This is a genomic window from Burkholderia sp. LAS2, assembly GCF_018417615.1.
Lineage (GTDB): Bacteria > Pseudomonadota > Gammaproteobacteria > Burkholderiales > Burkholderiaceae > Burkholderia > Burkholderia sola.
Map to the genome: position 1 here is coordinate 4396892 of NZ_CP071052.1, position 21410 is coordinate 4418301.

The 21410-nt window shown below is 69.1% G+C and carries 21 protein-coding genes; 8 read left to right on the top strand and 13 right to left on the bottom strand.

Annotated features, from left to right (window positions below):
- Nucleotides 1-166: 166 nt before the first annotated feature.
- The 3 genes from JYG37_RS20080 to JYG37_RS20090 all read right to left on the bottom strand — a co-directional run bounded on the left by JYG37_RS20080 (nt 167) and on the right by JYG37_RS20090 (nt 3234).
- Nucleotides 167-370: a DUF2970 domain-containing protein gene (locus JYG37_RS20080; RefSeq protein ID WP_050014477.1), complete on the bottom strand. Its 204-nt coding sequence runs from the start codon at nt 368-370 to the stop codon at nt 167-169.
- A 120-nt stretch (nt 371-490) separates the two neighbouring features.
- The gene (locus tag JYG37_RS20085; RefSeq protein ID WP_213345766.1) at nt 491-2554 is read right to left on the bottom strand and encodes a pyridoxamine 5'-phosphate oxidase family protein; all 2064 of its coding nucleotides are present in this window, start codon (nt 2552-2554) and stop codon (nt 491-493) included.
- 35 nt (nt 2555-2589) lie between these two features.
- The gene (locus tag JYG37_RS20090; protein ID WP_023475046.1) at nt 2590-3234 is read right to left on the bottom strand and encodes a glutathione S-transferase family protein; all 645 of its coding nucleotides are present in this window, start codon (nt 3232-3234) and stop codon (nt 2590-2592) included.
- A gap of 126 nt (nt 3235-3360) precedes the next feature.
- Between JYG37_RS20090 and JYG37_RS20095 the strand changes: the two genes are divergently transcribed.
- The gene (locus tag JYG37_RS20095; RefSeq protein WP_124630827.1) at nt 3361-4320 is read left to right on the top strand and encodes a LysR family transcriptional regulator; all 960 of its coding nucleotides are present in this window, start codon (nt 3361-3363) and stop codon (nt 4318-4320) included.
- Nucleotides 4321-4344: 24 nt separating this feature from the next.
- On the opposite strand, the gene JYG37_RS20100 is transcribed toward JYG37_RS20095, so the two are convergent.
- From JYG37_RS20100 to JYG37_RS20110, 3 genes are all read right to left on the bottom strand, one after another.
- Complete coding sequence (locus tag JYG37_RS20100; RefSeq protein WP_050014473.1) at nt 4345-4674, bottom strand: type II toxin-antitoxin system RelE/ParE family toxin; 330 nt, start codon at nt 4672-4674, stop codon at nt 4345-4347.
- Nucleotides 4671-4943 (bottom strand): type II toxin-antitoxin system Phd/YefM family antitoxin, encoded by a 273-nt coding sequence (locus tag JYG37_RS20105; RefSeq protein WP_050014516.1) that lies wholly within the window; start codon nt 4941-4943, stop codon nt 4671-4673. Before JYG37_RS20105 ends, JYG37_RS20100 begins: the two co-directional genes overlap by 4 nt.
- Nucleotides 4944-5033: 90 nt before the next feature.
- Nucleotides 5034-5690: a TetR/AcrR family transcriptional regulator gene (locus JYG37_RS20110; RefSeq protein ID WP_213345767.1), complete on the bottom strand. Its 657-nt coding sequence runs from the start codon at nt 5688-5690 to the stop codon at nt 5034-5036.
- Nucleotides 5691-5777: 87 nt separating this feature from the next.
- Here JYG37_RS20110 and JYG37_RS20115 point away from each other — a divergent pair, with 87 nt between their 5' ends.
- Genes JYG37_RS20115 through JYG37_RS20125 form a run of 3 tightly spaced genes read left to right on the top strand, consistent with a single transcriptional unit; the run spans nt 5778 to nt 9269 of the window.
- Nucleotides 5778-6680 (top strand): SDR family NAD(P)-dependent oxidoreductase, encoded by a 903-nt coding sequence (locus JYG37_RS20115; RefSeq protein WP_213345768.1) that lies wholly within the window; start codon nt 5778-5780, stop codon nt 6678-6680.
- Nucleotides 6677-8278 (top strand): flavin-containing monooxygenase, encoded by a 1602-nt coding sequence (locus JYG37_RS20120; RefSeq protein WP_089489055.1) that lies wholly within the window; start codon nt 6677-6679, stop codon nt 8276-8278. Before JYG37_RS20115 ends, JYG37_RS20120 begins: the two co-directional genes overlap by 4 nt.
- A gap of 7 nt (nt 8279-8285) precedes the next feature.
- Entirely contained in the window at nt 8286-9269 is a 984-nt protein-coding gene (locus JYG37_RS20125) for an alpha/beta fold hydrolase (protein ID WP_209933364.1), read from the top strand.
- Nucleotides 9270-9326: 57 nt separating this feature from the next.
- Here JYG37_RS20125 and JYG37_RS20130 read toward each other — a convergent pair whose 3' ends face one another.
- Complete coding sequence (locus tag JYG37_RS20130; protein ID WP_050014467.1) at nt 9327-9725, bottom strand: carboxymuconolactone decarboxylase family protein; 399 nt, start codon at nt 9723-9725, stop codon at nt 9327-9329.
- A gap of 364 nt (nt 9726-10089) precedes the next feature.
- Between JYG37_RS20130 and JYG37_RS20135 the strand changes: the two genes are divergently transcribed.
- Nucleotides 10090-12075, top strand: coding sequence for a collagen-like triple helix repeat-containing protein (locus JYG37_RS20135; RefSeq protein WP_080334286.1), 1986 nt, complete (start codon nt 10090-10092; stop codon nt 12073-12075).
- A 127-nt stretch (nt 12076-12202) separates the two neighbouring features.
- The gene (locus JYG37_RS20140) at nt 12203-13486 is read left to right on the top strand and encodes an isoprenylcysteine carboxylmethyltransferase family protein (protein WP_213345769.1); all 1284 of its coding nucleotides are present in this window, start codon (nt 12203-12205) and stop codon (nt 13484-13486) included.
- Nucleotides 13487-13813: 327 nt separating this feature from the next.
- Here the strand turns inward: JYG37_RS20140 and JYG37_RS20145 are convergent, their stop codons facing one another.
- A complete protein-coding gene (locus JYG37_RS20145; RefSeq protein WP_162484454.1) occupies nt 13814-14062 on the bottom strand; it encodes a hypothetical protein in 249 nt (82 codons plus the stop codon).
- Between JYG37_RS20145 and JYG37_RS20150 the strand changes: the two genes are divergently transcribed.
- Together JYG37_RS20150 and JYG37_RS20155 are read left to right on the top strand one after the other, a co-directional pair.
- On the top strand, nt 14061-14765 hold the full coding sequence (locus tag JYG37_RS20150) for a histone acetyltransferase (RefSeq protein WP_213345770.1): 705 nt from the start codon (nt 14061-14063) through the stop codon (nt 14763-14765). The genes JYG37_RS20145 and JYG37_RS20150 overlap by 2 nt on opposite strands.
- Nucleotides 14766-14817: 52 nt before the next feature.
- Complete coding sequence (locus tag JYG37_RS20155; RefSeq protein WP_050014460.1) at nt 14818-15390, top strand: NADPH-dependent FMN reductase; 573 nt, start codon at nt 14818-14820, stop codon at nt 15388-15390.
- A gap of 33 nt (nt 15391-15423) precedes the next feature.
- Here the strand turns inward: JYG37_RS20155 and JYG37_RS20160 are convergent, their stop codons facing one another.
- The 5 genes from JYG37_RS20160 to JYG37_RS20180 form a co-directional block, all read right to left on the bottom strand.
- Entirely contained in the window at nt 15424-16041 is a 618-nt protein-coding gene (locus JYG37_RS20160) for a DUF2894 domain-containing protein (protein WP_213345771.1), read from the bottom strand.
- Nucleotides 16038-16682 carry an OmpA family protein gene (locus tag JYG37_RS20165; RefSeq protein WP_050014458.1) on the bottom strand — a complete coding sequence of 215 codons (645 nt, stop codon included), beginning with the start codon at nt 16680-16682 and terminating at the stop codon, nt 16038-16040. Before JYG37_RS20165 ends, JYG37_RS20160 begins: the two co-directional genes overlap by 4 nt.
- Before the next feature lie 3 nt (nt 16683-16685).
- A complete protein-coding gene (locus JYG37_RS20170) occupies nt 16686-19493 on the bottom strand; it encodes a DUF802 domain-containing protein (RefSeq protein ID WP_213345772.1) in 2808 nt (935 codons plus the stop codon).
- Nucleotides 19494-19503: 10 nt separating this feature from the next.
- Nucleotides 19504-20310: a DUF3348 domain-containing protein gene (locus tag JYG37_RS20175; protein ID WP_213345773.1), complete on the bottom strand. Its 807-nt coding sequence runs from the start codon at nt 20308-20310 to the stop codon at nt 19504-19506.
- 426 nt (nt 20311-20736) lie between these two features.
- Nucleotides 20737-21375, bottom strand: coding sequence for a LysE family translocator (locus JYG37_RS20180; RefSeq protein ID WP_050014453.1), 639 nt, complete (start codon nt 21373-21375; stop codon nt 20737-20739).
- Nucleotides 21376-21410 lie beyond the last annotated feature (35 nt).

Genomic DNA, 21410 nt, shown 5'->3' on the forward strand with positions numbered 1-21410 from the left:
GGGACGAACGGTGCGGGCGGCACGATAACGGCGGCGATGCCAACGATGCGGTCGCGATTCGCCTCGTGCGTGCCGGCCACTGAGGCCGGCGTCATCATGCGCCGGTCACGCGGCCTGGAACCGGAGCGGGAATGGCGGCCCCGCTACCGGTTCATCAGTCGCTCGCTCAAAACCCCTGCATCGTCACGGTCGGATCGACGACCAGATGCACGACGCCGTAAATCACCGCGCCGACCAGCAGCGCAAGCAGGAGCGCCACGAACGGCAACAGCGTGAAGTTGGCGTTCGCGAGATCGTTCGCGTGCGCCTTGCTGTTGCGTACGCCGAAAAAACTCCACAGGACCAGGCGAACCATGCCGAGCAGTTTCATGATGGGCTCCTTTATCGAATCGGTTGGCGCTATCGTCGATCCGGACGGCATTCGAAAAAAGCAGCAGTTGCGTGCGCTTTTCGCGCAGCAGGCCATCTGCGGCGGCATGTCGCACGCACGTCAGCGGTCGAGTACGAGCGGCTCCGTCGCCCCTTCTGCGGGCCGTGCGACGCACAGCAGCGCGCAGCCGGGTTCGATCGCCGCATCGGGCGTTTGCGCGTAGTCGACCGCGCCGGACAGCACGCGCGTCGCGCACGCGCCGCACGACCCGGAGCGGCATTCGAACGGCACGGCCACGCGCTGCCCTTCCGCGAATTCGAGCAGCGTGCCGTCGGCGGGCGTCCACGCGGCTTCGCGCGCCGTGCGCCGGAACACGACCGGCACGCTTTCCGTCGCAGGCTTGGCAGTTGCCCGGGTTGCACTGCGCGAAACGCTCGACGGCCCGAACGCCTCGAACCGGATGCGTTCGTCCGGCACGTTCAGCGCGCGCAGCCCGTCGTACAGGTCGCGCATGAATGCCGACGGCCCGCACAGATAGAAATCGTAATCGTCGAATGAAAGGGCCCGCTTCAATTGCCCGATGTCGATGCGACCGGCCCGCGCACCCGAGCCTTCTTGAGGATGACTGTCGAACCAGTGAAGCGACACGCGTGCATCGGTGGCCGCGATGCGCACCAGTTCCGCGTCGAACGGCCGGTCGGCCGCTTCGCGGGCGCCGTGCACGAACACGACACGACGCGACGGCGTGTCGTCGGCCAGTGCCCGGCGAAGCATCGCGACCATCGGCGTGATGCCGATGCCGGCCGACACGAGCACGGCCGGGCGCGGGCTTGCGAGATCGAACGTGAAGCGTCCGCGCGGCATCTGCGCGTCGAGCGTCATGCCGGCCTGCGCATGATCGTGCAGCCACGCCGATACGCGTCCTTCGCGCTTCACGGTGATCCGGTAGTGTGCGCCGCCCGGCGCGTCGGACAGCGTGTAGCTGCGCATCGTCGGCGCGTCGCTGCCCGGCAGCGCGATGCGCAACGTCAGGTGCTGACCGGCTTCGTACGCAGGCAATGTGCTGTCATCCGCCGGTTCGAAATGGAACGACCGGATCGCGCGCGCTTCGTCGACGATCTTCGCGATGCACAGCGACCGCCATGCGGGCGCCGATGCGGATGCGGGCGCGGACGGCGCAGATCCGGCCGTTGCCGCCACGCCACTCGACGCCGCCGCCATCGCCGCGAACTGCGGCGCGCGCTCGACGGCCGACCACCGGAACGGCAGCACCGCCCGCATGCGCCGCACTTCCCGCACGTGGAAACGCACGACGCGCTGCGCGCCGTCGAACGATGCGACGACCGGCCCGTCCCACACGATCTCCGCGTGCGCGGCGACATACAGCACATCGCCGGTGTCGAAATCGACGAACAGCAGCCCCGCTCGCGGATCGTGCCGCAAGTTGCCCAGCGTATTGAAGAACCGGTTGCCGCTGAAATCGGGCGTCGTCAGCGTGCGCGCATCGTCGACGCGCACGAAGCCAGGCATCCCGCCGCGATGCGACACGTCCGCGCCGCGCGCCGCGCCCGCCTCCGCCGACGTGTTCGCACTCGCGACGAAGAACGTATCGGCCTGCGCGAGCAGCGCGCGGTCCGCGTCGCTCAGCGCATCCGATACGTCCGGCGCGACGGACGCCCCGACGTCCCGCGCGACGAAAGTCGGCTTGCGGCCCTGAATGTACTTCGCACAATTGCCGAAGCTCTGCTCGACCGCGATCGTCAGCGCATCGCCGGCGACCGCGCGCACGACGCCGTTCACGCGATTGCGCCGCCGCGTATCGAATTCGATCCCGAGCCCGCCGAGCGGTGCGCCCGCCTGCCACGCGCCGGCCAGCGGATCGCCCGGCAGCGCGCGCGCCGCGATGCGCAGCGTGCGGGCGTCCGGCGACGTGACGAAACCCGGCGCACCGGCCCGCAGCGTCGCCCACGGCTGGCCGCTTGCATCGACGCCGCCGAGCACGAAGAACGGCAGTTGCGCGAAAAACGTCCGGTGCTGGTCCGGCATGAAGCGCCGGATCCCGCGCCGGCCGGCCGCGCCCGCCGCGTCCGTCACGCCTGCGCGCTGCTGCACGGCAAGCTCGCCCGCGTGAAACGGCGCGGTATCGAGTTCCCAGCCCGGTACGACGGCGGTCGGCGCATTCATCACGTTCTCCTGAACAAGCGCGGCGGCAGTGAGCGTCAAGCGGCGAGCAGGCCCGCGCGCGTCGTCGGCATCGCGACGAAGCCCGGCAACGCCTCGATACGGGCCAGCCAAGCACGCACGTGCGGATACGGTTCGAGCGACACGCCGCCTTCCGGCGCGTGCGCGATGTACGTGTACGCGGCGATGTCCGCGATGGTCGGCTGCGCGCCGGCCGCGAACGGCTTGCCGGCCAGTTCGCGATCGATCACGTCGAGCACCTTCGCGGCCGTGCGCTTGGCCGCTTCCGGGTCGAGCTGCGCGCCGAACACGGTCACGAGCCGCGCGGCCGCGGGGCCCGATGCGATCGGGCCGGCCGCGTACGACAGCCAGCGCTGCACGACGGCCGCGCCGACCGGGTCGTCCGGCAGCCAGTGCGCATCGCCGTAGCGCTTCGCGAGGTACACGAGGATCGCGTTCGAATCGGCGATCACGGTGCCGCCGTCGTCGATCACCGGCACCTGCCCGAGCGGATTCAACGCGAGAAACGCCGGTTCGCGCTGCGCGCCGGCCGCGAGATCGACGTCGATGGTCTTCGACGGCAAACCGAGCAGCGACAGGAACAACCGGACGCGGTGCGCGTGCCCGGACAGCAGGAACGAATAGACGCGAATGGGCGAAGCGGGCTTGCTGGCGGCAGACATGGAAACACTCCGGAATCTCGCGCCGCCGGGGATCGGCGACGAACGGCTCCAGCGTAGCGCTCGCCGTTCGTCGCCAGAAGACGGATAATCACGGAAACATCATCCTCTTCCATAGGACAATCGACGATGGCCGATCTGCGCGACGTGAACCTGAACCGGCTGGCGATCTTCGTCGCGGTGGTCGACGCCGGCTCGCTGACGGCCGCGGCCGAGCGGCTCGGCCTGGCGAAGACGGTCGTCAGCACGCACATGCAGCGCCTCGAATCCGAGGTCGGCGCGAACCTGCTGGTGCGCACGACGCGGCGGCTGAGCGTGACCGACGCCGGACGCGTGTTCTACGACGCGTGCCGCGACATCGTGCGCGCGACCGAAGCCGCGCTCGACGCTGTGTCGTCCGACGCGGGGCCGCTGCGCGGCACGCTGCGCGTGAGCGTGCCGATCGACTATGGCGCACTGATCGTCGCGCCGGCCGTCGTCGCGCTGCGCGACCGGCATCCGGCGCTCGCTGTCGAACTCGTCGCGAACGACCGCGTCGTCGATCTCGTCGCGGACAACCTCGACGTCGCGATCCGCATCGGCCGTCTCGCCGATTCCAACTATCGCGCGGTGCAGCTCGGCACGTACGAGAAATGGCTGGTCGCGAGCCCGGCGTTCGTCGCGCGACACGGGCTGCCGCGCGATCCCGATGCGCTCGCCGCGCTGCCGTTCGTGATGCTGTCGTCGCTGCCGCGCCCGCATACGCTCGAACTCGATAACGTGCGCGGCGGCCGCGCGTCGGTGCGCTGCGTCGCGCCGGTCGTGTCGAACACCGCGACCGCGTGCCGCGCGATCGTGCTCGCGGGCGGCGGCTTCGGATTGCTGACGGATTTCTCGAGCGCGGACGACGTCGCGGCCGGCCGGCTCGTGCGGCTGCTGCCGGGCTGGCATACGGCGCCGGCCGGGATTCACGCGGTGTATCCGTCGACGCGGCTGCCTTCGCCGAAGGTGCGGGCGTTCATCGATGCGATGAAGGCGAGGATCGGGGTGACGGCGGCGGCACCGATTACCCGGCGCGCAAGTTCGAAACCACGGAGGGCGGGATCGTGAAACGAGGAAGAATGGCGATCGCGCTCAATGAGCGACCACAAGCCGCCTCATCAGCAAGGACTTCAGATCCCTGCGCGTATCGCAAACGATATGCACGTGAATGGTGTCGCCTCGCACGTCATAAATGATGCGGTTCATTCCGGCAATGACTTCGCGATACTGACCGAGGCTGATATTCGCGAGTTCATCAGGAATCCTGCCGTGATTCGGAAAAGCGCGAATCGATGCAATGGCGTCCTTGATCTGCCGGTAGCTCGTTTGCCAGGTAGCCGAACCGAAATTCGATACGAGATAGCGCTTCAACCTCTTCAGATCTTCTTCCGCCGAACGAAGAACGACAACCCGCAGTGTCATTGATCGTCGTCCTTGTCGAGGTCCGCAAAGACATCCTCGACTGGACGGAAGTGGCCCTGCTCGATCTCCCGATTGCCGAGTGCAAGCAGCCGAAGAAGCGCAAGCGTCTCTTCATGCTCCTCATACGACTTGACGTCCATGACAACGAGCTTCGCCTCTCCGTTCTGGGTAATCAGCATCGGCTCGCGGCTTTCCGAGATGTCCCTGACGATATCGGCGGCGTGGCTCTTGAGATAGCTGATGGGCTTGACCTGGGTAGAGAATTTCATGGAACACGTCCTGTGCCAGTCCATAACAAGACTGATTATAGTCCGAATTTGGTCTCATCCGGCCAATGAGCCCCGTTTTCCCGCGCGTCCCTAGTCGCGCGCCTGCAACGTCCCCAGCAGCACCTTCCGGCAACTGGCCACCACCTGCTCCTCCGGATCGCGATAGTCGGTCAGCAGCCACGCCGCGCCGACGTTCGTCATCGCGCCCACCAGCGCGAGCCCGATCAGCCGCTGCTCGGTGCGCTCGGCAGGCGTCGCGGCCTCGCGCGGCGCGCCAATCGCCATGATCAGCTTGCCGAAGTCGATCAGCATGCGCTGATACGTCATGTCGGTATCCGCGCTCACGCCCATCACCTCGAGCAGCAGCACGCGCGCCGCGCACGGGTCGCGCAAAAACGCGAAGAACGCCGCGAGCCCCGCGTCGACGCGCTCCCGCAGATCGCCGCCGCGCGCGGCGACCGCCTGCGCGACCGCGTCATGCAACTGCTGCGCGTGATGCAGGTAGGTGCAGCGCAGCAAATCCTCGGTGCTGTCGAAGGCCGCATAGAAATAGCGATCGTTCAGCTTCGCTTCCTGGCAGATCGACCGCACGGTCGCCTTGCGAAAACCCACCGTGCCGAACACGCGCGTCGCCGCGCGGATCAACGCGTCGCGCCGCTCGGCGGCCCGCACCTCGGGTGCCACGCCGCCATACGACCGGCCCTTTTTTTCCGTTTCGAGTGCTTTCTCCATTCCGCTATTTGACATCAGGACACCCGAAAACTAAAGTGGTGACGATCAACACCACAATAGATGCGCCGCCGGTGCGGCGCAAGCGGAACGGGAGGACGACGAATGAAGGGGTTTTCCGGCAAGGTCGCCGCGATCACGGGCGCCGGTTCGGGCATGGGCCGCAGCCTCGCGGTCGAGCTTGCGCGGCGCGGCTGCGAGGTCGCGCTCGCCGACGTCAACGACGTCGGGCTCGCCGGCACGGCAGCCGCCTGCGCACGGCACGGCGTGCGCGTGAGCACGCGGCGGCTCGACGTCGCCGATCGCGATGCGGTGTTCGCGTGGGCCGATTTCGTGCGCGCCGAGCACGGCAAGATCAACCTGATCTTCAACAATGCGGGCGTGTCGCTGGCCGCCAGCGCCGAAACCGCGCGTCTCGTCGATCTCGAATGGATCGTCGGCATCAATTTCTGGGGCGTCGTGCACGGCACGCAGGCGTTCCTGCCGCATCTGCGCGCGTCGGGCGACGGCCACGTGGTGAACACGTCGAGCCTGTTCGGGCTCGTCGCGATGCCGACGCAAAGCGCGTACAACGCGACCAAGTTCGCGGTGCGCGGCTTCACCGAGGCGCTGCGGATGGAACTCGAACTCGACGGCGCGCCGGTGAGCGCGACCTGCGTGCATCCGGGCGGCGTCGCGACGAGCATCGTCGATGCGGGCCGCGTCGACACCAGCATCCACGCGCTGACGGGCCAGGACGAAGCGACCCATCGCCGTCAGGCCAACCGCCTGATCAACGCGACGACGGCCGACGAGGCCGCGCGGCAAATCCTCGCGGGCGTCGAGCGCAATGCGCGCCGCGTGCTGGTCGGCGCCGACGCGCGCCGGCTCGACCGGATCGCGCGGCTGCTCGGCGCCGGTTACCAGTGGCTGATGCTGCGCCACGTGCGCCGCGCCCGCGCACGCAACCTCGAACGCGCGCACGCGCCGGCCGCGCGCCCGACCACGCCGACCCAGGACCCCGCATGATCTCGACGACGACCGACCGGCGCGACGCGCCGCCCGCCTCCGACGCCCGCCGCGACAGTGGCGATAACCGCGACGATCGCGACCTTCGCGACCTCGACGTGCTGATCGTCGGCGCCGGCCTGTCCGGCATCGGCGCCGCGTATCACCTGAAGCAGCGCTGCCCGCATGCGAGCGTGGCGATCGTCGAGGCGCGCGACGCGATCGGCGGCACCTGGGACCTGTTCCGCTATCCGGGCGTTCGTTCGGATTCCGACATGTTCACGCTCGGCTACAGCTTCCGGCCGTGGCACAGCGACAAGGCGATCTCCGACGGCCAGACGATCCTCGACTACATCCGCGACACCGCGCGCACCTACGGCATCGACAAGACGATCCGCTACGGCCGGAAGGTCGTCGCGGCCGACTGGGATTCGAACCGCGCGCGCTGGACGGTCCGCGTCGAGCGCACGCGGGACGGCGCGACCGACACGCTGGTCTACACCTGCCGCTTCCTGTTCATGTGCAGCGGCTACTACGATTACGACGCCGGCTACCTGCCCGACTGGCGAGGCATGGACACGTTCGAGGGCAAGCTCGTGCATCCGCAGCACTGGCCGAAGGACCTGTCGTACGCGAACCGGCGCGTGGTCGTGATCGGCAGCGGCGCGACGGCCGTCACGCTGGTGCCGTCGATGGCGGCCGACGCGCGGCACGTGACGATGCTGCAGCGTTCGCCGACCTACATCGTGTCGCTGCCCGCGCGCGACAAGATCGCGAACGCGCTGCGCCGCGTGCTGCCGTCGCGGCTCGCGCACCGGCTCGTGCGCGTGAAGAACGTGCTGCTGACGATGTACCTGTACAACGTGTCGCGCCGCAAGCCCGACCGGACGAAGCAATTCATCATCCGCGCGGCCAGCCGGCAGCTCGGCCCCGACTTCGACGTCGCGAAGCACCTGACGCCGCGCTACATGCCGTGGGACCAGCGCGTGTGCCTCGTGCCGAACGGCGACCTGTTCAAGGCGATCCGCGCGGGCCGCGCATCGATCGTCACCGACGAGATCGAACGCTTCACGCCGACCGGCCTCCAGCTGAAGAGCGGCCAGCAGCTCGACGCGGACGTGATCGTCACCGCGACCGGGCTGAAGGTGAAGATGCTCGGCGGCGCGCGCGTGACGGTCGACGGCCGCGCGGTCGATTTGCCGGAGACGGTGTCGTACAAGGGGATGATGTACAGCGACGTGCCGAACCTCGCGTCGTCGTTCGGCTACACGAATGCGTCGTGGACGCTGAAGGCCGAGCTGATCGCACGCTACGTGTGCCGGCTGCTCAACCACATGCGCGCGAACGGCTACGACACGTGCGTGCCGCGGCTCGGCGCGGGCGATCTCGGCGACGTGCCGGCCGTCAACCTGAGCTCGGGCTACATCCAGCGCGCGGCCGGCATCCTGCCGAAACAGGGGCACCGCAAGCCGTGGAAATTTCATCAGAACTACGTGCTCGATCTCGCGTCGCTGAAGTTCAGCGCGCTCGCCGATTCCGCGATGCATTTCGAACGCCGCGCAAAAACCGGCCCGGCCGCCGCCGCGCCGGCAGCCGAACCCGCACTCGACACCCGCTGAGGCCGACATGACTCCTACGCTCCACCTGATCCAGAACGTGCTGCTCGGCGTCGTCGCGGTACTCGCCGCGCTCGCGCTGTTTTCCGGCTACGTGGCCCGTCGCGTGACGCGCGCGTTTCCGCCCGAAGGCCGCTTCGTCGACATCGACGGCGATCGTATCCACTACGTCGAATACGGCAACGGCCCGCCGATCGTGTTCGTCCACGGGCTCGCGGGGCAATGGCGCAATTTCGCGTACCTGCCGCTCACGCGGCTCGCGCAGCAGCATCGCGTGATCCTGATCGACCGCCCGGGCGCCGGCCGCTCGCTGCGCGGCGCGGCCTCGCAGGCGAACGTGTTCGCGCAGGCCCGCACGGTCGCCGCGTTCATCGACGCGCTGCAGCTCGACAAGCCCGTGCTGGTCGGCCACTCGCTCGGCGGCGCGATCGCGCTCGCGGTCGGCCTCAACCATGCGGACCGCGTGAGCCGGCTCGCGCTGATCGCGCCGCTGTCGCACGAGCAGACCGAGCCGCCCGCGCCGTTCAAGCCGCTGATGCTGCCGTCGCCGCTCGTGCGCCGTTTCGTGTCGTGGACCTTCGCGATCCCGCTGACGATCCTGACGGGCCGCCAGGCCGTGCGCCAGGTGTTCGCGCCGGAGGACGTGCCGCGCGACTTCCCGGTCAAGGGCGGCGGCCTGCTCGGGATGCGCCCGCACGTGTTCTACGCGACGGCGACGGACCTGCTGTCGGCGCCCGTCGACCTGCCCGCGATGACGCGCCGCTACGCGGAGCTAGCGCTGCCGGTCGACGTGCTGTACGGCCACGCCGATCCGATCCTGAACTGGCGCGAGCACGGCGATGCGCTCGCGAAGAAATCGGCGCGCGTGCGGCTGAAGGTGGTCGAAGGCGGGCACATGCTGCCCGTCACGATGCCCGAGGCGACGGCCGACTGGCTCCTCGAAGTCGCCGCCGCGCCAGTCGACGTGGCGGCGCAGCCCGTGCGCATCGCGTAGATCGCGGCGGCGAAGCGCGGCCCGATTCCGTGGCGGGCAGCCGACGCCGCGCTGGAATCAGGCTTCGTCGTCGGGTAGCGACAACCCGCGCTCCGACAGCACCTCGCGCGCGCTGCGAAACGCCTCGACCGCGGCCGGCGCGCCGGCATACAGCGCGCTGTGCAGCAATACCTCGCGGATCTCGACGAGGCTCGCGCCGTTGTTGAGCGCGCCGCGAATGTGCCCCTTCAGTTCCGTGCTGCGGCCGAGCGCCGCCAGCATCGCGCACGTGCACAGGCTGCGCGTCTTCAGGTCGATCCCGCCCCGCTGCCACGTGCTGCCCCACGCATGCTCGTTCAGCCAGTCCTGCAGCGGACGCGAGAATCCGTCGAGATCGCTCATCGCGCGCTCGACGAACGCCTCGCCCATCACGTCGATGCGCCGCGCCTTGCCGTATTCCCTGTCCTGTTCGCTCATGTCGGTGTCCTCGTGGTCTGGAGTCGTGGCCGCTGCGCCGCCGCCGGCGGCCGGGGGGTTTCGCGTCATGTTCGGCGGGACGACGCGTTTCGTCAAAGATGCGGGCCTCGGTTCCCGGCCGTGCGCGTCACGTGCGGTCGAACGCTACGTAACATCCCGTCGCGCGTTACGGCGCCTTACGGGAACATCGCAGCCGCGACGTTCGGGGATCACGCGCGCCTGTCGCGCGAAACCGCCATTCCTCCGTTTAAATCGCATCGATAGCCCCGATTCCCGCAACAAATCGCGACACCGTTTCGCGAAACACGCCGTGGCGCGGAATTTGCAGTGAAGGCTGGGACACACTTCCAATGTCGAGGCCAACATGCACATTCTCATCAAGAAGACGACGGTAACGATGGCCGTCTCGTCACTGCTCGCGCTGTACGGCTGCGGCTCGGTCGATGGGCCGACGACGCCGACCATCAAGCCGAGCACGTCCGGGACAAGCGGCACGTCGGGGACTTCCGGGACGTCGGGCGGCGGTTCGTCGGGGACGTCGGGCGGCGGTAGTTCGGGGTCGTCGGGTACTTCCGGTACGTCGGGTACTTCCGGTACGTCGGGTACTTCCGGCACCTCGGGCACCTCCGGTACGTCGGGTACTTCCGGCACCTCGGGTACCTCCGGCACCTCGGGCACCTCCGGTACGTCGGGTACTTCCGGCACCTCGGGTACTTCTGGCACGTCAGGTACTTCCGGTACGTCGGGTACCTCTGGCACCTCGGGTACTTCCGGCACCTCCGGCACCTCGGGCACCTCCGGTACGTCGGGTACTTCCGGCACCTCGGGTACTTCTGGCACGTCGGGTACTTCCGGTACGTCGGGTACCTCTGGCACCTCGGGTACTTCCGGCACCTCCGGCACGTCGGGCACCTCGGGCACTTCCGGCACGTCGGGCACTTCCGGCACCTCGGGTACGTCCGGCACCTCGGGTACGTCCGGCACCTCGGGTACGTCCGGCACTTCCGGCACCTCGGGCACCTCCGGCACCAGCGTCACCCCCCTCGGCAATGTCCTTCAGCAATCCGGCAACCTCGTGACGGCGCTCGGCACGACGGTCGTGAACGGCGGCAGTCAGATCGGCGGCGTGCAGATTCCCGGCACGAACGCGACGACGGTCAACAGCGTCGGCAACGCGGTCAGCAGCCTCGGCAACGGCGTGCAATCGCTCGGCAACGGCGTCGCGGCCGGCCTCGGTTCGATCGGCGTGTCGCCGAACCCGCTCGGGCCGACGCTCACGTCGACCACCGGCCTGCTGACCGGCGCCGGCGGCGCGGTCAACAGCCTCGGCAATGCCGTGACGAGCCTCGGCACCGGTCCGCTGTCGCCGCTCGCGCCGGCGACGACCCTCGTCGGCAGTCTCGTCAACACGGTCGGCACCGCGGTCAACTCGACCGCATCGGCGCTGAATACGGCGCTGAACAGCGCGCCGGTGCAGCAACTCGAGACGCAGCTCGGCAGCGTGATCAACCCGATCACGAACACGCTGACCGGCGGTGTCACGACGCCGGGCGTCACGCAGACGCTCGGCAACGCGACCCTGCTCGGCGCCCCGCTCAGCGGCTTGCTGAGCACGCTCGGCAGCGGCCTCGGCCTCGCCGGTTCGCAGGTCGGCGGCGCAACCGGCAATCCGGTCGGCACGAGCGCCGGCAGCAGCGTGTCCCAGCTCGGCAACACGGTGACATCGGCCGGCGGCCTGCTGTCCAGCGGCAGCTCCAGCAGCGGCACCAATCCGCTCGCGCCGATCACGGGCGTGCTCGGTTCGCTGACGGGCGCACTCGGCGGCGGCGGCAGCTCGAGCGGCTCAGGCGGCACGAGCGGTACCAGCGGCGGCCCCCTCGCGCCGATCACCGGCCTGCTCGGCACGGTGACGGGTGCGCTCGGCAGCATCGGCTCGAGCGGCACCGGCGGCACCAGCGGGACGAGTGGGACAAGCGGCGCAGGCGTCGGCGGCCTGCTCGCGCCGGTCACCAACCTCGTCAACTCGCTGACGCCGCTCGGCGCGAGCCTCACCGGCACCGTCACGACGCCGGGCGGCAACCTGTCCGGCACGGTCGGCGGCGTGCTGACGAGCGGCCCGGTCGGCACGCTCACGGGTGCGCTGGGCACGCCGGCCGGCTCGGCCGGCGCCATCGGCACGGTCAGCCCTGGCGGCGCAACGGGCACCGTGACGACGCCGGGCGGCAGCGGCTCCGTGGTGACCGGCCTGACCGGCGGCACGAGCGGCGGCACCGCAAGCGGCACCGGCAACCTGCTGTCGCCGGTGACGAACCTGCTCGGCGGTCTGCTGGGCGGCGTCACCAAGAAGTAAGCGTCAACGCAACACGTATCAGAACGACAGGCCAATGGCCGGGCGCGCATCCATAAACAGCCCGGCCGACGGCCGGCGTCACCCGCCAAGCGGGGGCGCCGGCCCTCATCCCTACGAGGATCCGATCATGAACTCCACGCTCGACGGCATCGTCGCTGCCCCGGACCGCCCACCCCGTTCCGCCACGCCGTTGCGCGCCGGCCTGCTCGGCATCGCGGCCGGACTCTTCGCGCTGTGGGTCACGCGCGACCACCCGGCCCTCGACGCGGCCACGCGCGCGGTCATCGCGAGCCTCGCGATCATCGGCACGATCGCGCTGCACGAACTCTTCATCTCGCGCGTCTACCTGCGCCCGAGCGCGGGGCTGTCGCGGCAGGCCGTCCGGCCGCTCGGCATCGCGCGCGTGGCGACGCGGCTCGGCGCGCTGACGTCGATCTACGCAGGTATCGGCGCGATCTACTGGCTGCTGCCCGAATACCACGGCGCGTTCTACCTGCCGTTCTGGTCGCTGCTGCGCTCGCTCGCGCCGTACGTGATCGTCGCCGCGCCGTTCTACTTCGCGTGGATGGACCGCCACCAGCGCGAGACCGACGACGCATATCTGCTGTGGGGCCGCTTCCTGTTTCTCCGCGAGCGGCCCGCGAGCTGGAAGCCGGTGCGCGAGATGCTGGCCGGCTGGGGCGTGAAGGCGTTCTTCCTGCCGCTGATGACCGTCTACCTGTCGAAGGATGCCGATCACCTGAGCGCGTCGCTCGCGAACGCGATCCATGCGCCGATGACGATCGCGACCTTCGTGTTCATGTACGACCTGTCGTTCACGATGGACCTGATGTTCGGCACCGTCGGCTACCTGTGCACGTTCCGCATCCTCGACAGCCACGTGCGCACCGTCGAGCCGACGACGCTCGGCTGGGTCGCCGCGCTGATCTGCTACCAGCCGTTCTGGTCGCTGATCTCGAACAACTACATCCGCTACGAAGGCTCGCTGTTCTGGGACAACTGGCTGCTGTCGGCGCCGACGCTGCGCGTGATCTGGGGCACGACGATCATCCTGCTGCTGCTGACCTACGCGCTGTGCACGATCTCGTTCGGGCTGCGGTTCTCGAACCTCACCAACCGCGGGATCATCACGTCGGGCCCGTACCGCTTCACGAAGCATCCGGCGTACATCACGAAGAACCTGTCGTACTGGATGGTGTCGGTGCCGTTCGTCGAACCGCTCGGCTGGCAGATCGGGCTCATGCACTGCGCGGGGCTCGTCGCAGTCAACCTGATCTACTACACGCGCGCGAAGACGGAAGAGCGTCACCTGATGCGCGATCCCGACTATCGCGCTTATGCGGAGTGGATCGCGCAACACGGGTTGTTCGCGCGAATCCGGCGCGCGTTCGGCGGGCGGCTGGCGGTGTGACGCGTCAACCGGGGCGGTCGTCCACGCCGCTCCTGTCCTCGCGAGGATGTCGACCTGTCGCGGCGTTCGCCCCCGCAACGACACGTTTGCACGTACGCGCGCTGCCGGTTGACGATGCGCTTTCGCGTGGATCTCCGGACGTTTCAACGCGCCCCATGCGGCCAATTGTCGCGAAACACCGCGATTCGTCGCGTTTCATCGCTTTTCTCCGCCAGTCCGATTGCCCGCTCGTTGCCCGTCGCGTATGGTGCTGACCGTCCGCGTGCGCCCGTCGCCCGGACGCCGACCGTCGTCCCGCACGACGGCCGTGCGGGCCGTGCCCGCCGCTCACCGTCTCCGCGACACCGCCCGTCGGCGCCGCGCATTCAAGAGGAAAGAGGCGTGATCCACAAAGTCCTGATCCTGTTCGCACTCTGCATCGCGGGCCTCGCCGCGATCACCGCCGGTTTCCAGCACATTCCCAGCTGATTCGCGGCCCCGGCTCGCTTCGCCGAGCCCGGGGGCCGCTTCCATTTCTATTTCCCCATTGTCATGAACCCCTTTCTCGATGCGCCCGAGACGGGCGCCTTTTGCCATGCGTATCGACGTACAGCATTCCCAACACGACATCGACGACGAACTCGACACCCTTTATGACCGCCTGCATCAGCCGCGCCATCGCCTGTACGGACTGCCGGCCGTCGCGCTCGGCCGCTCGGGCCTGGTCGTCCGCCACCGCGAAGCGGACGGCGAATACTTCCTTTACGTCGAGGATCCGGCGGCCCGCCAGCTCGCCGGCTATACCGTGTTCAACCGGCTTCCCGAACTCCCGCGCCGCGCCGACCGCTACCTGCGCGCGCCGCATACGCGGCTGCGCGGGTCTGCCCAGCGCAAGGGCCTTGCGACGACGCTGTATCGATGGGGGCTCGACGCGGGCCTGTGTCTGATCAGCGGTGCGCGCCAGTCGGTCGGCGCCGCGCAGTTGTGGACGGCGCTCGCGCGGGATTACGCGCATGGCTTCGTCGATGTCGAAGGTCGCGCGCTGCGTTATCTCGGCGAAACCGTCGCCGACGACGTGCACGGTGCGCTGCATACGCGGCGGCTGTTGCTCGGGAATGGGTGGGGAATCGGAGAATTCGCGCGTGCGGTCGGGATGACCGGCGTCGATGCCGCCGAATATGCGAACGCGAATGTGCGGCGCAGCGAACACGAACGACATCCCGTGCGGAGCGTCGGCCACGCGTGGCTCGTCGCTCACGCGGCTCACGTGACTCATGTGGCTCACGCACCGATGCGATAATTCGCCGGAGCCGCGCGCCGCCGCCGCGCGAGCCACCTACCCACGTTCCGCGATGGCCAACGAAACCCGAACCGCTTCCCAGCGCCGCATCGACATCGTCGCGCTATGCGGCAGCCTGCGCGCACAGTCGTACAACGCCGCATTGCTCGACGCAGCCGCGCGCGTCGCACCGCACGGCATGCGCATCACGCGCTTCGATCGTCTCGGCGAATTCCCGCTGTTCAATCCCGATGCCGAATACCCGACGCCCGTCGCGGTGCGCGATCTGATCGACCGCCTGAACGCGGCCGACGGCATCCTGATCGCCAGCCCCGAATACGCGCACGGTGTGACGGGCGTGATGAAAAACGCGCTGGACTGGGTCGTGGGATGCGAGGCCGTCGTGGACAAGCCGGTCGCGGTATTGAACGCGTCGCCGCGCGCGACGCATGCGGACGCGGCGCTGCGCGAAACGCTGTCGGTGATGTCGGCGCGCATCGTCGAGCCCGCATCGATCGCGCTGCCGATCCTCGGCAGCCAGCTCGACGCGGCGGGCATCGCCGCACATCCGCCGTTCGCGTCGGCACTCGTCGAAGCATTGCACGCGCTGCGCACGGCGATCGACGACCCGACTGCCGACCAATAAGCGATCCACACGCTGAACGCGTGCGCCGTGGCGTTATCGCGCCTTCGCGCGCGTCGTCTTTCTCGCCGGTTTGGCCGCCTTCGCGCGCGGCGCTTCCTTCTCGGGCTGCGCGCCGCCGCCCGCGAGATCCTCGAGCCAGGCGAGCGCATCGACGTACGACAGGAACTGCTGCAGGTATTCCGGCGACAGCTCGCGCATCGCCGCGAGCGACCGGTGCACGAGGCTGTTCGAATTGAGCGGCCCCGCGTTGCGCGGCACCTGGTCGAGCGACTGGCGATACTGCTGCTCAGTGCGGACCTTCGACCACATCGCGCGGAAGTAGTCGACCAGTTCGGGATCGAGCCCGCGCCGGTCGGCCTGCGCATCGCGGCCGAGCCCTGCGACGAGCGCGGCAAGCGCGCCGCGCGCAGGCGCACCTGCCGACGTCTCACACGTGGCTTCGGCTTCACCGGCGCGCGCGACGATCTCCGCAAACCCTTCGATCAGCGTTGCAAGTCGCGCATCGAGCAACGCACGCGCGTCGCCATCGAGCACGGCCGCGCGCTTCTCGAGCGCGTCGATCCGGTGAAAGCGCACCGGATCGAGCCGGTCTGCGCCCTGCTCGCGCCATGCGTCGAGCGTCGCGCGCGCGTGCGTCGCTTCGCCCGTCACTTGGCCTTTCCTCCGTTCGACGCCGACTTGCGCGGCACCGGCGCGATCTCCACGCGGCGGTTCTTCGCGCGGCCTTCATCGTCCGCATTCGAGCTGACCGGCTGTTCGGAACCGAACGCGGCCGCAAACACCGACGAGGCCGGCACGCCGGCATCGATCATCGCGCGCGTGACCGTCAACGCGCGCTTGGCCGACAGTTCCCAATTGTCCGCGAACAGGCGGTTGCCGGCGTGCACCTGCTGGTCGTCCGCGAAGCCGCTGATCATCAGGATCTCGTCGCGCGTCTTCAGGTAGGTGGCGAGCGGTACCGCCAGCGTCTTCAGCAGGTCGCGGCCCGCGGGCTGCAACTGGTCGGAGTTCAGTGCGAACAGCACGTTGCCGCTGATGCCGATGCGCCCGTTCACGAGCGTCACGCGGCCGGCCGCGAGCGGCCCGGCGAGCGCCTGTTCGAGCGACTTGCGCTGCTGCGCCTCGAGCTGGCGCGCGCGCACCGCTTCCTCGAGCTTCGACGTGAGCTGGAGCTGCATGCCGATCACGCCGACGAGGATCAGCACGAACGCGCCGAGCAACACCGACATCAGGTCGGCGAACGCGGGCCACACCGGCGCCGATTGCGCGCCGCCGTCGATTTCGTCGTGCATGCGTTACGCTCCGACGGGCGCTCGCCGGCCGGCGAGCTGCTGCAGGTCTTCGACGATCTGCTTCTGCGACATCACGCTCAGGTCGATCACCTCACGCGCCTGCGCGACGTAGTACTCGAGCTGTTCGTCGCTGCGCGCGAGCGATTTCTCCAGCGCGGCCTCGATGCGCTGCAGATGCGTCAGCAGCTTGTCGTTCGATTCGCCGAACACCTGCACCGCCATCCCGAACGCATCGCCGAGGCTCGCCACTTCGACGGCGCCCGCCGTGACCTGCGCGGCCACCGAATCGAGCTTGCGGGTTTCGGCGTCGACGGTGTCGTTGAAGCGCGCGCCGACGCGGTCGAGCAGATCGGCCGACGTGCTGACGAGCGCGTCGATCGCGGTGCGTTGTTCGGTCGACGCGTGGTTGACCGCGCCGAGCAGCGTTTCGAGCGTCGCGAGCAGGCGGCTGCGTTCGTCGAGCATCGCGGTGTCGCGCACCATGCTGTCGGACAGGCGCTGGCGCAGCTCGGCGACGACGTCGGCCGCGGCCTTCGGCGCTTCCGACGCGGCCTGCACGAGGCGCGAGATTTCGTTGATCGTGTCGCTCGCATGCACCTGCGCCTGCGCGGTGATGGCGTTCGCGGTGCGGGTCAGCGTGTCGCAGATGTCCTGCTGGCGCGCGGCGGCTTGCGCGCTCGTCTGCGCCCATTCGTCGCGCAGCGCGGCGGCCATCGCGGTGAGCGAATCGTTCCATGCCGACAGACGTTCTTCGTCGCGTGCAGCCAGTTGCGATTGCAGGCCCGTATGCGAATCGCGAATCGTCGACAGCAAATCGTTCGAGCGTTGTTCGAACGTCGACGCCTGTGCGGCGAGATCGCGCGTCGTTTGCGCGAGCGCGTCGCAGATTTCCTGCTGACGGCCGGCACTGTGCACGCCTGCGCGCTGCCATTCTTCGCCGAGCTTCGCGGCCATCGCGGCGAGCGAATCGCTCCATGCCGACAGACGTTCTTCGTCGCGTGCAGCCAGTTGCGATTGCAGGCCCGTATGCGAATCGCGAATCGTCGACAGCAAATCGTTCGAGCGTTGTTCGAACGTCGACGCTTGTGCGGCGAGATCGCGCGTCGTTTGCGCGAGCGCGTCGCAGATTTCCTGCTGACGGCCGGCACTGTGCACGCCTGCGCGCTGCCATTCTTCGCCGAGCTTCGCGGCCATCGCGGCGAGCGAATCGCTCCATGCCGACAGACGTTCTTCGTCGCGTGCAGCCAGTTGCGATTGCAGACCGGTGTGCGACTCGCGAATCGTCGACAGCAGGTCGTTCGAGCGTTGTTCGAACGTCGACGCCTGTGCAGCAAGGTCACGCGTCGTTTGCGCAAGCGCGTCGCAGATTTCCTGCTGACGGCCCGCGCTATGCGCGCCCGCACGCTGCCATTCTTCGCCGAGCTTCGCGGCCATCGCAGCCAGCGAATCGTTCCACGCGGACAGACGTTCTTCGTCGCGTGCCGCCAGTTGCGATTGCAAGCCGGCATGCGACTCCTGCATCGCGGCGAGCGTCGCGGCCGAATGGCGTTCGAACGTCGCGGCGGCCTCACCCAGCGCGCGCGCATGCTGGCCGGCCAGCGTCTCGCCGACCTGCTCCTGGCGCGCCAGCGCGTCGCGCCATGCGTCCGACAGGCGGCCTTCGGTCGATTCGAGACGCATCGCGACGCCGTCGAGCAGATCCGACGAACGCTGCGCGAACGTGTCGGTGAACTGGCCGAGCGTCGTCTGCAACTGCTGCGCGACGGCGTTGCCCGCCTGACGTTGTTCGTCGATCGCACGGTTCCAGACAGCCGTCACGTGGCCGGTGGTCTTCTCGAAGCCTTCGGTCAGCCCGTCGAGCTGACGCTGCACCGCGCCCGTCACGGTATCGCGCAACGCGGCCATCTCCTGCGCGAGCCCCGTCATCGTCGCGGCGACGACCGGCTGCAACGCGGCGCCGGCCACCCGCGCGCTTTCGGCGGCGCTTTCCTTCAGCGCGTCGCCGACGTTCGACGCCAAGTCCGCATAGGCACGCTCGGTCCGGTCGAAAAACGCCTGCTGGCTTTCGAGCTGACGATCGTGCAACGCGACGCTGCGCGCCTCGAGCGTCGTCATCATCGTCTGCAACCGGTCGACCAGCGCCGGCATCACGTCGGCCTGGCGCTGCAGCAGCCGGAACGATTCGTCGCGCCGATGTGCGGACGAATGCACGCGCAGCGTCGTCGCGATCTTCGCGTCGAGCTGCTGGGCCGCGTCGATCCGCTCGCGGCGCACGAGCGCGGACAACAGCCCGAGCATCGCGGACGTCGCGACACCGGCGATCGACGTGCCGAATGCAAACCCGAGCCCCTTCACCGGCGCGATCAGCGACGCGCGGATCGCATCGAGATCGGTCGCGCTTTCGAGCGCGGCGCCCGTGCCCTTCAGCGTGACAACCATCCCGAGCAGCGTGCCGAGCATGCCGAGCAGCACCAGCAGGCCGACGAGGTAAGGCGTGAGCGCCGGCCCCGGCAGCGCGACGCGCGCGCCTTCGACCCGTGCGCGCACCGCGCCGCGCAGGCCCGGATGCAGCGTGTCGAGCCACGTGTCGAGCTTCGCCGGCGGCTCGGTCAGACCGGCGACCGCGCGCGACAGCGTGGCGGTCGCCTGCCGGAAGCGCAGCAGCTCCCATGCGCCGGCGACGTAGCACGCGCCGATCAGCAGCGTGACGGCCGCCGCCGGCGGGTTCGACGCGACATAGCCGGCACCGATCCAGCCCACTGCGAGCAGACCGGCGACGAAGACAACGAGATCAAGGCGAATTCTGGACATAGCGTGTTGATTAGCAGGTGCGAAGGGCCGCGAGCAGCCCGTCTACCGTTTGAAACCGGACTTCGAGTTCGGCAAGCAGGATGCTTTGCATCTCGTCGCGAAACGTATCGAGCCATGCGCCGGGCACGATCGCCGCGACGGTCGGGGTGTCGGCCACCGCGCCTTCATCGGCCGGAGCGGACGCGTCGGCGGCGTCGGGCGCAGCGTCGGGCGCAGCGGGGGCCGCGGCCACGGCGTCAGCCTCGGCCAGCGCCTGCCGCTCCGCGTCGCGCAGCCGCGCGAAGCGCGTGCCGAGCAGCGCGGGCACGGCCGACAGCAGGCTGCGCTCGCGCGCGCCGAGCACGCGCTCCATGATCGTGTCGAGCGTCGCGAGCCGCGCCATTCCGGACGAGCGCGCGGCGAGCGCGACCCGCAGGCGGCCGCGCAATTGGCCGATCGCCGTTTCCATGTCCTGCTGCAGGGTCAGATACCGTTGGCGAAAGTCCGCGAAATCGGCCGTGTCGGCGGCCGGCGGCGGCAAGTCGCCGGGCCGGCGCCGCGCCCGCAGCCGGTTGGTGGCCGTGATCGCCTGCGCGAGGTCGTGGCGCACGCGCGCGCAGTCGCGCTCGGCGTCGTAGCCGCGCACGCCGGCCGCGACGCCCGGCGGGCTCGCATTCAGCGCGGACGACAGCGTGATCGCGTCGGTCCAGCCGAGCCACTGGCTCAGCCGGTCGGACAGCGTCTGCCGGGATTCCGCGACGTCGGCATCGGCCAGGCGCGCGAGCAGCCGGACGAGCGTCGGACCGCTCAACGCCGGGCGCGGAGATGCTTGCACCATGCTGCAAACCGTCAAAAAAGGCAGCAGTTTACACGTCGTCGGGCGCTCGACCGCCAGAATCGGGGAAGCGGCGCGGTTCGGCGTGCTGGGCGACACACGGGAACGCCCGCGGGGCAAGGCTCGGCGGGCGGTGGTGAGGGGCGAGAAACACGGTCGGCGGCGGCCGGCGAGCGGCCGCGCCATCGGGAAGTCATGCGTTGTGTGTGGCGTGCCAGCCCGGCATGAATGATGAACGGGCCGAGCCGCCGCGACGGGTGCGGGCGTTCCGCAAGCCACGCGTGACCATGGCCTAACGATGAATCGGTAATCTTGGAATTCGGGATGCCGACGCGCGCTGGGGCGAGCGGCCCGAGCGGGCCGGCCGATTCCCGCCGCTTCCCGACGACGGCCATGGCCGGTCGCCGCCACGTGCCGATAAAGAAGCGCTCAGATCCCCGCTTTCGGCGCATTCAGGATCAGCCGCAGCCCGAGCAGCGTGATCGCGCCGGCCGCGATGCGATCGACCCATTTCTTCGCGCGCAGGTAGAGTTCGCGCGGCCGGCGCGTCGAGAAGCACAGCGCGACGAGCGTGTACCAGCCGAATTCGACCGCGAACACGAGCGGCGGCAGCACGAGGTAGCACCACAGCGGCGGATGCTGCGGGAGCAGCGCCGCGAAGATGCTGCCGTACCAGATCGCCGTCTTCGGGTTGCTGAGCTGGGTCGTGAGGCCGGTCCAGAACGACTTGCGCGCGCTGCCGCCCGCCATTGCCTGCGGATCGTCCATCGCGATCGGCCGGTCGGCGCCGCGCCAGATCTTCGACGCCATGTAGATCAGGTACATGCCGCCCGCGACCTTGAGGCCCACATACAGCCATTCGACGGCCTGCAGGAGCGTGTAGAGCCCGGCCAGCGCGACGCCGCCGAACACGATGCCGCCGATGCCCATGCCGAGCGCGGTGGCCAGCCCGTCGCGACGCGACAGCCCGATCGAATTGCGCGCCACCAGCACGAAGCTCGGGCCCGGAATCATCGCGCCGAGGAACAGCGCAGCCAGGATGGCGAGTACGGCAGCCGATGCGGTCATCGAAGTCTCCTTGGTCAGCGACGCCGCTGCGCCGG

What these genes read in the sequence shown, in the direction of transcription:
- JYG37_RS20080 (WP_050014477.1), bottom strand. Translation starts at nt 370, where the DNA reads ATGAAACTGCTCGGCATGGTTCGCCTGGTCCTGTGGAGTTTTTTCGGC.
- JYG37_RS20085 (WP_213345766.1), bottom strand. Translation starts at nt 2,554, where the DNA reads ATGAATGCGCCGACCGCCGTCGTACCGGGCTGGGAACTCGATACCGCG.
- JYG37_RS20090 (WP_023475046.1), bottom strand. Translation starts at nt 3,234, where the DNA reads ATGTCTGCCGCCAGCAAGCCCGCTTCGCCCATTCGCGTCTATTCGTTC.
- JYG37_RS20095 (WP_124630827.1), top strand. Translation starts at nt 3,361, where the DNA reads ATGGCCGATCTGCGCGACGTGAACCTGAACCGGCTGGCGATCTTCGTC.
- JYG37_RS20100 (WP_050014473.1), bottom strand. Translation starts at nt 4,674, where the DNA reads ATGACACTGCGGGTTGTCGTTCTTCGTTCGGCGGAAGAAGATCTGAAG.
- JYG37_RS20105 (WP_050014516.1), bottom strand. Translation starts at nt 4,943, where the DNA reads ATGAAATTCTCTACCCAGGTCAAGCCCATCAGCTATCTCAAGAGCCAC.
- JYG37_RS20110 (WP_213345767.1), bottom strand. Translation starts at nt 5,690, where the DNA reads ATGTCAAATAGCGGAATGGAGAAAGCACTCGAAACGGAAAAAAAGGGC.
- JYG37_RS20115 (WP_213345768.1), top strand. Translation starts at nt 5,778, where the DNA reads ATGAAGGGGTTTTCCGGCAAGGTCGCCGCGATCACGGGCGCCGGTTCG.
- JYG37_RS20120 (WP_089489055.1), top strand. Translation starts at nt 6,677, where the DNA reads ATGATCTCGACGACGACCGACCGGCGCGACGCGCCGCCCGCCTCCGAC.
- JYG37_RS20125 (WP_209933364.1), top strand. Translation starts at nt 8,286, where the DNA reads ATGACTCCTACGCTCCACCTGATCCAGAACGTGCTGCTCGGCGTCGTC.
- JYG37_RS20130 (WP_050014467.1), bottom strand. Translation starts at nt 9,725, where the DNA reads ATGAGCGAACAGGACAGGGAATACGGCAAGGCGCGGCGCATCGACGTG.
- JYG37_RS20135 (WP_080334286.1), top strand. Translation starts at nt 10,090, where the DNA reads ATGCACATTCTCATCAAGAAGACGACGGTAACGATGGCCGTCTCGTCA.
- JYG37_RS20140 (WP_213345769.1), top strand. Translation starts at nt 12,203, where the DNA reads ATGAACTCCACGCTCGACGGCATCGTCGCTGCCCCGGACCGCCCACCC.
- JYG37_RS20150 (WP_213345770.1), top strand. Translation starts at nt 14,061, where the DNA reads ATGCGTATCGACGTACAGCATTCCCAACACGACATCGACGACGAACTC.
- JYG37_RS20145 (WP_162484454.1), bottom strand. Translation starts at nt 14,062, where the DNA reads ATGGCAAAAGGCGCCCGTCTCGGGCGCATCGAGAAAGGGGTTCATGAC.
- JYG37_RS20155 (WP_050014460.1), top strand. Translation starts at nt 14,818, where the DNA reads ATGGCCAACGAAACCCGAACCGCTTCCCAGCGCCGCATCGACATCGTC.
- JYG37_RS20165 (WP_050014458.1), bottom strand. Translation starts at nt 16,682, where the DNA reads ATGCACGACGAAATCGACGGCGGCGCGCAATCGGCGCCGGTGTGGCCC.
- JYG37_RS20170 (WP_213345772.1), bottom strand. Translation starts at nt 19,493, where the DNA reads ATGTCCAGAATTCGCCTTGATCTCGTTGTCTTCGTCGCCGGTCTGCTC.
- JYG37_RS20175 (WP_213345773.1), bottom strand. Translation starts at nt 20,310, where the DNA reads ATGGTGCAAGCATCTCCGCGCCCGGCGTTGAGCGGTCCGACGCTCGTC.
- JYG37_RS20180 (WP_050014453.1), bottom strand. Translation starts at nt 21,375, where the DNA reads ATGACCGCATCGGCTGCCGTACTCGCCATCCTGGCTGCGCTGTTCCTC.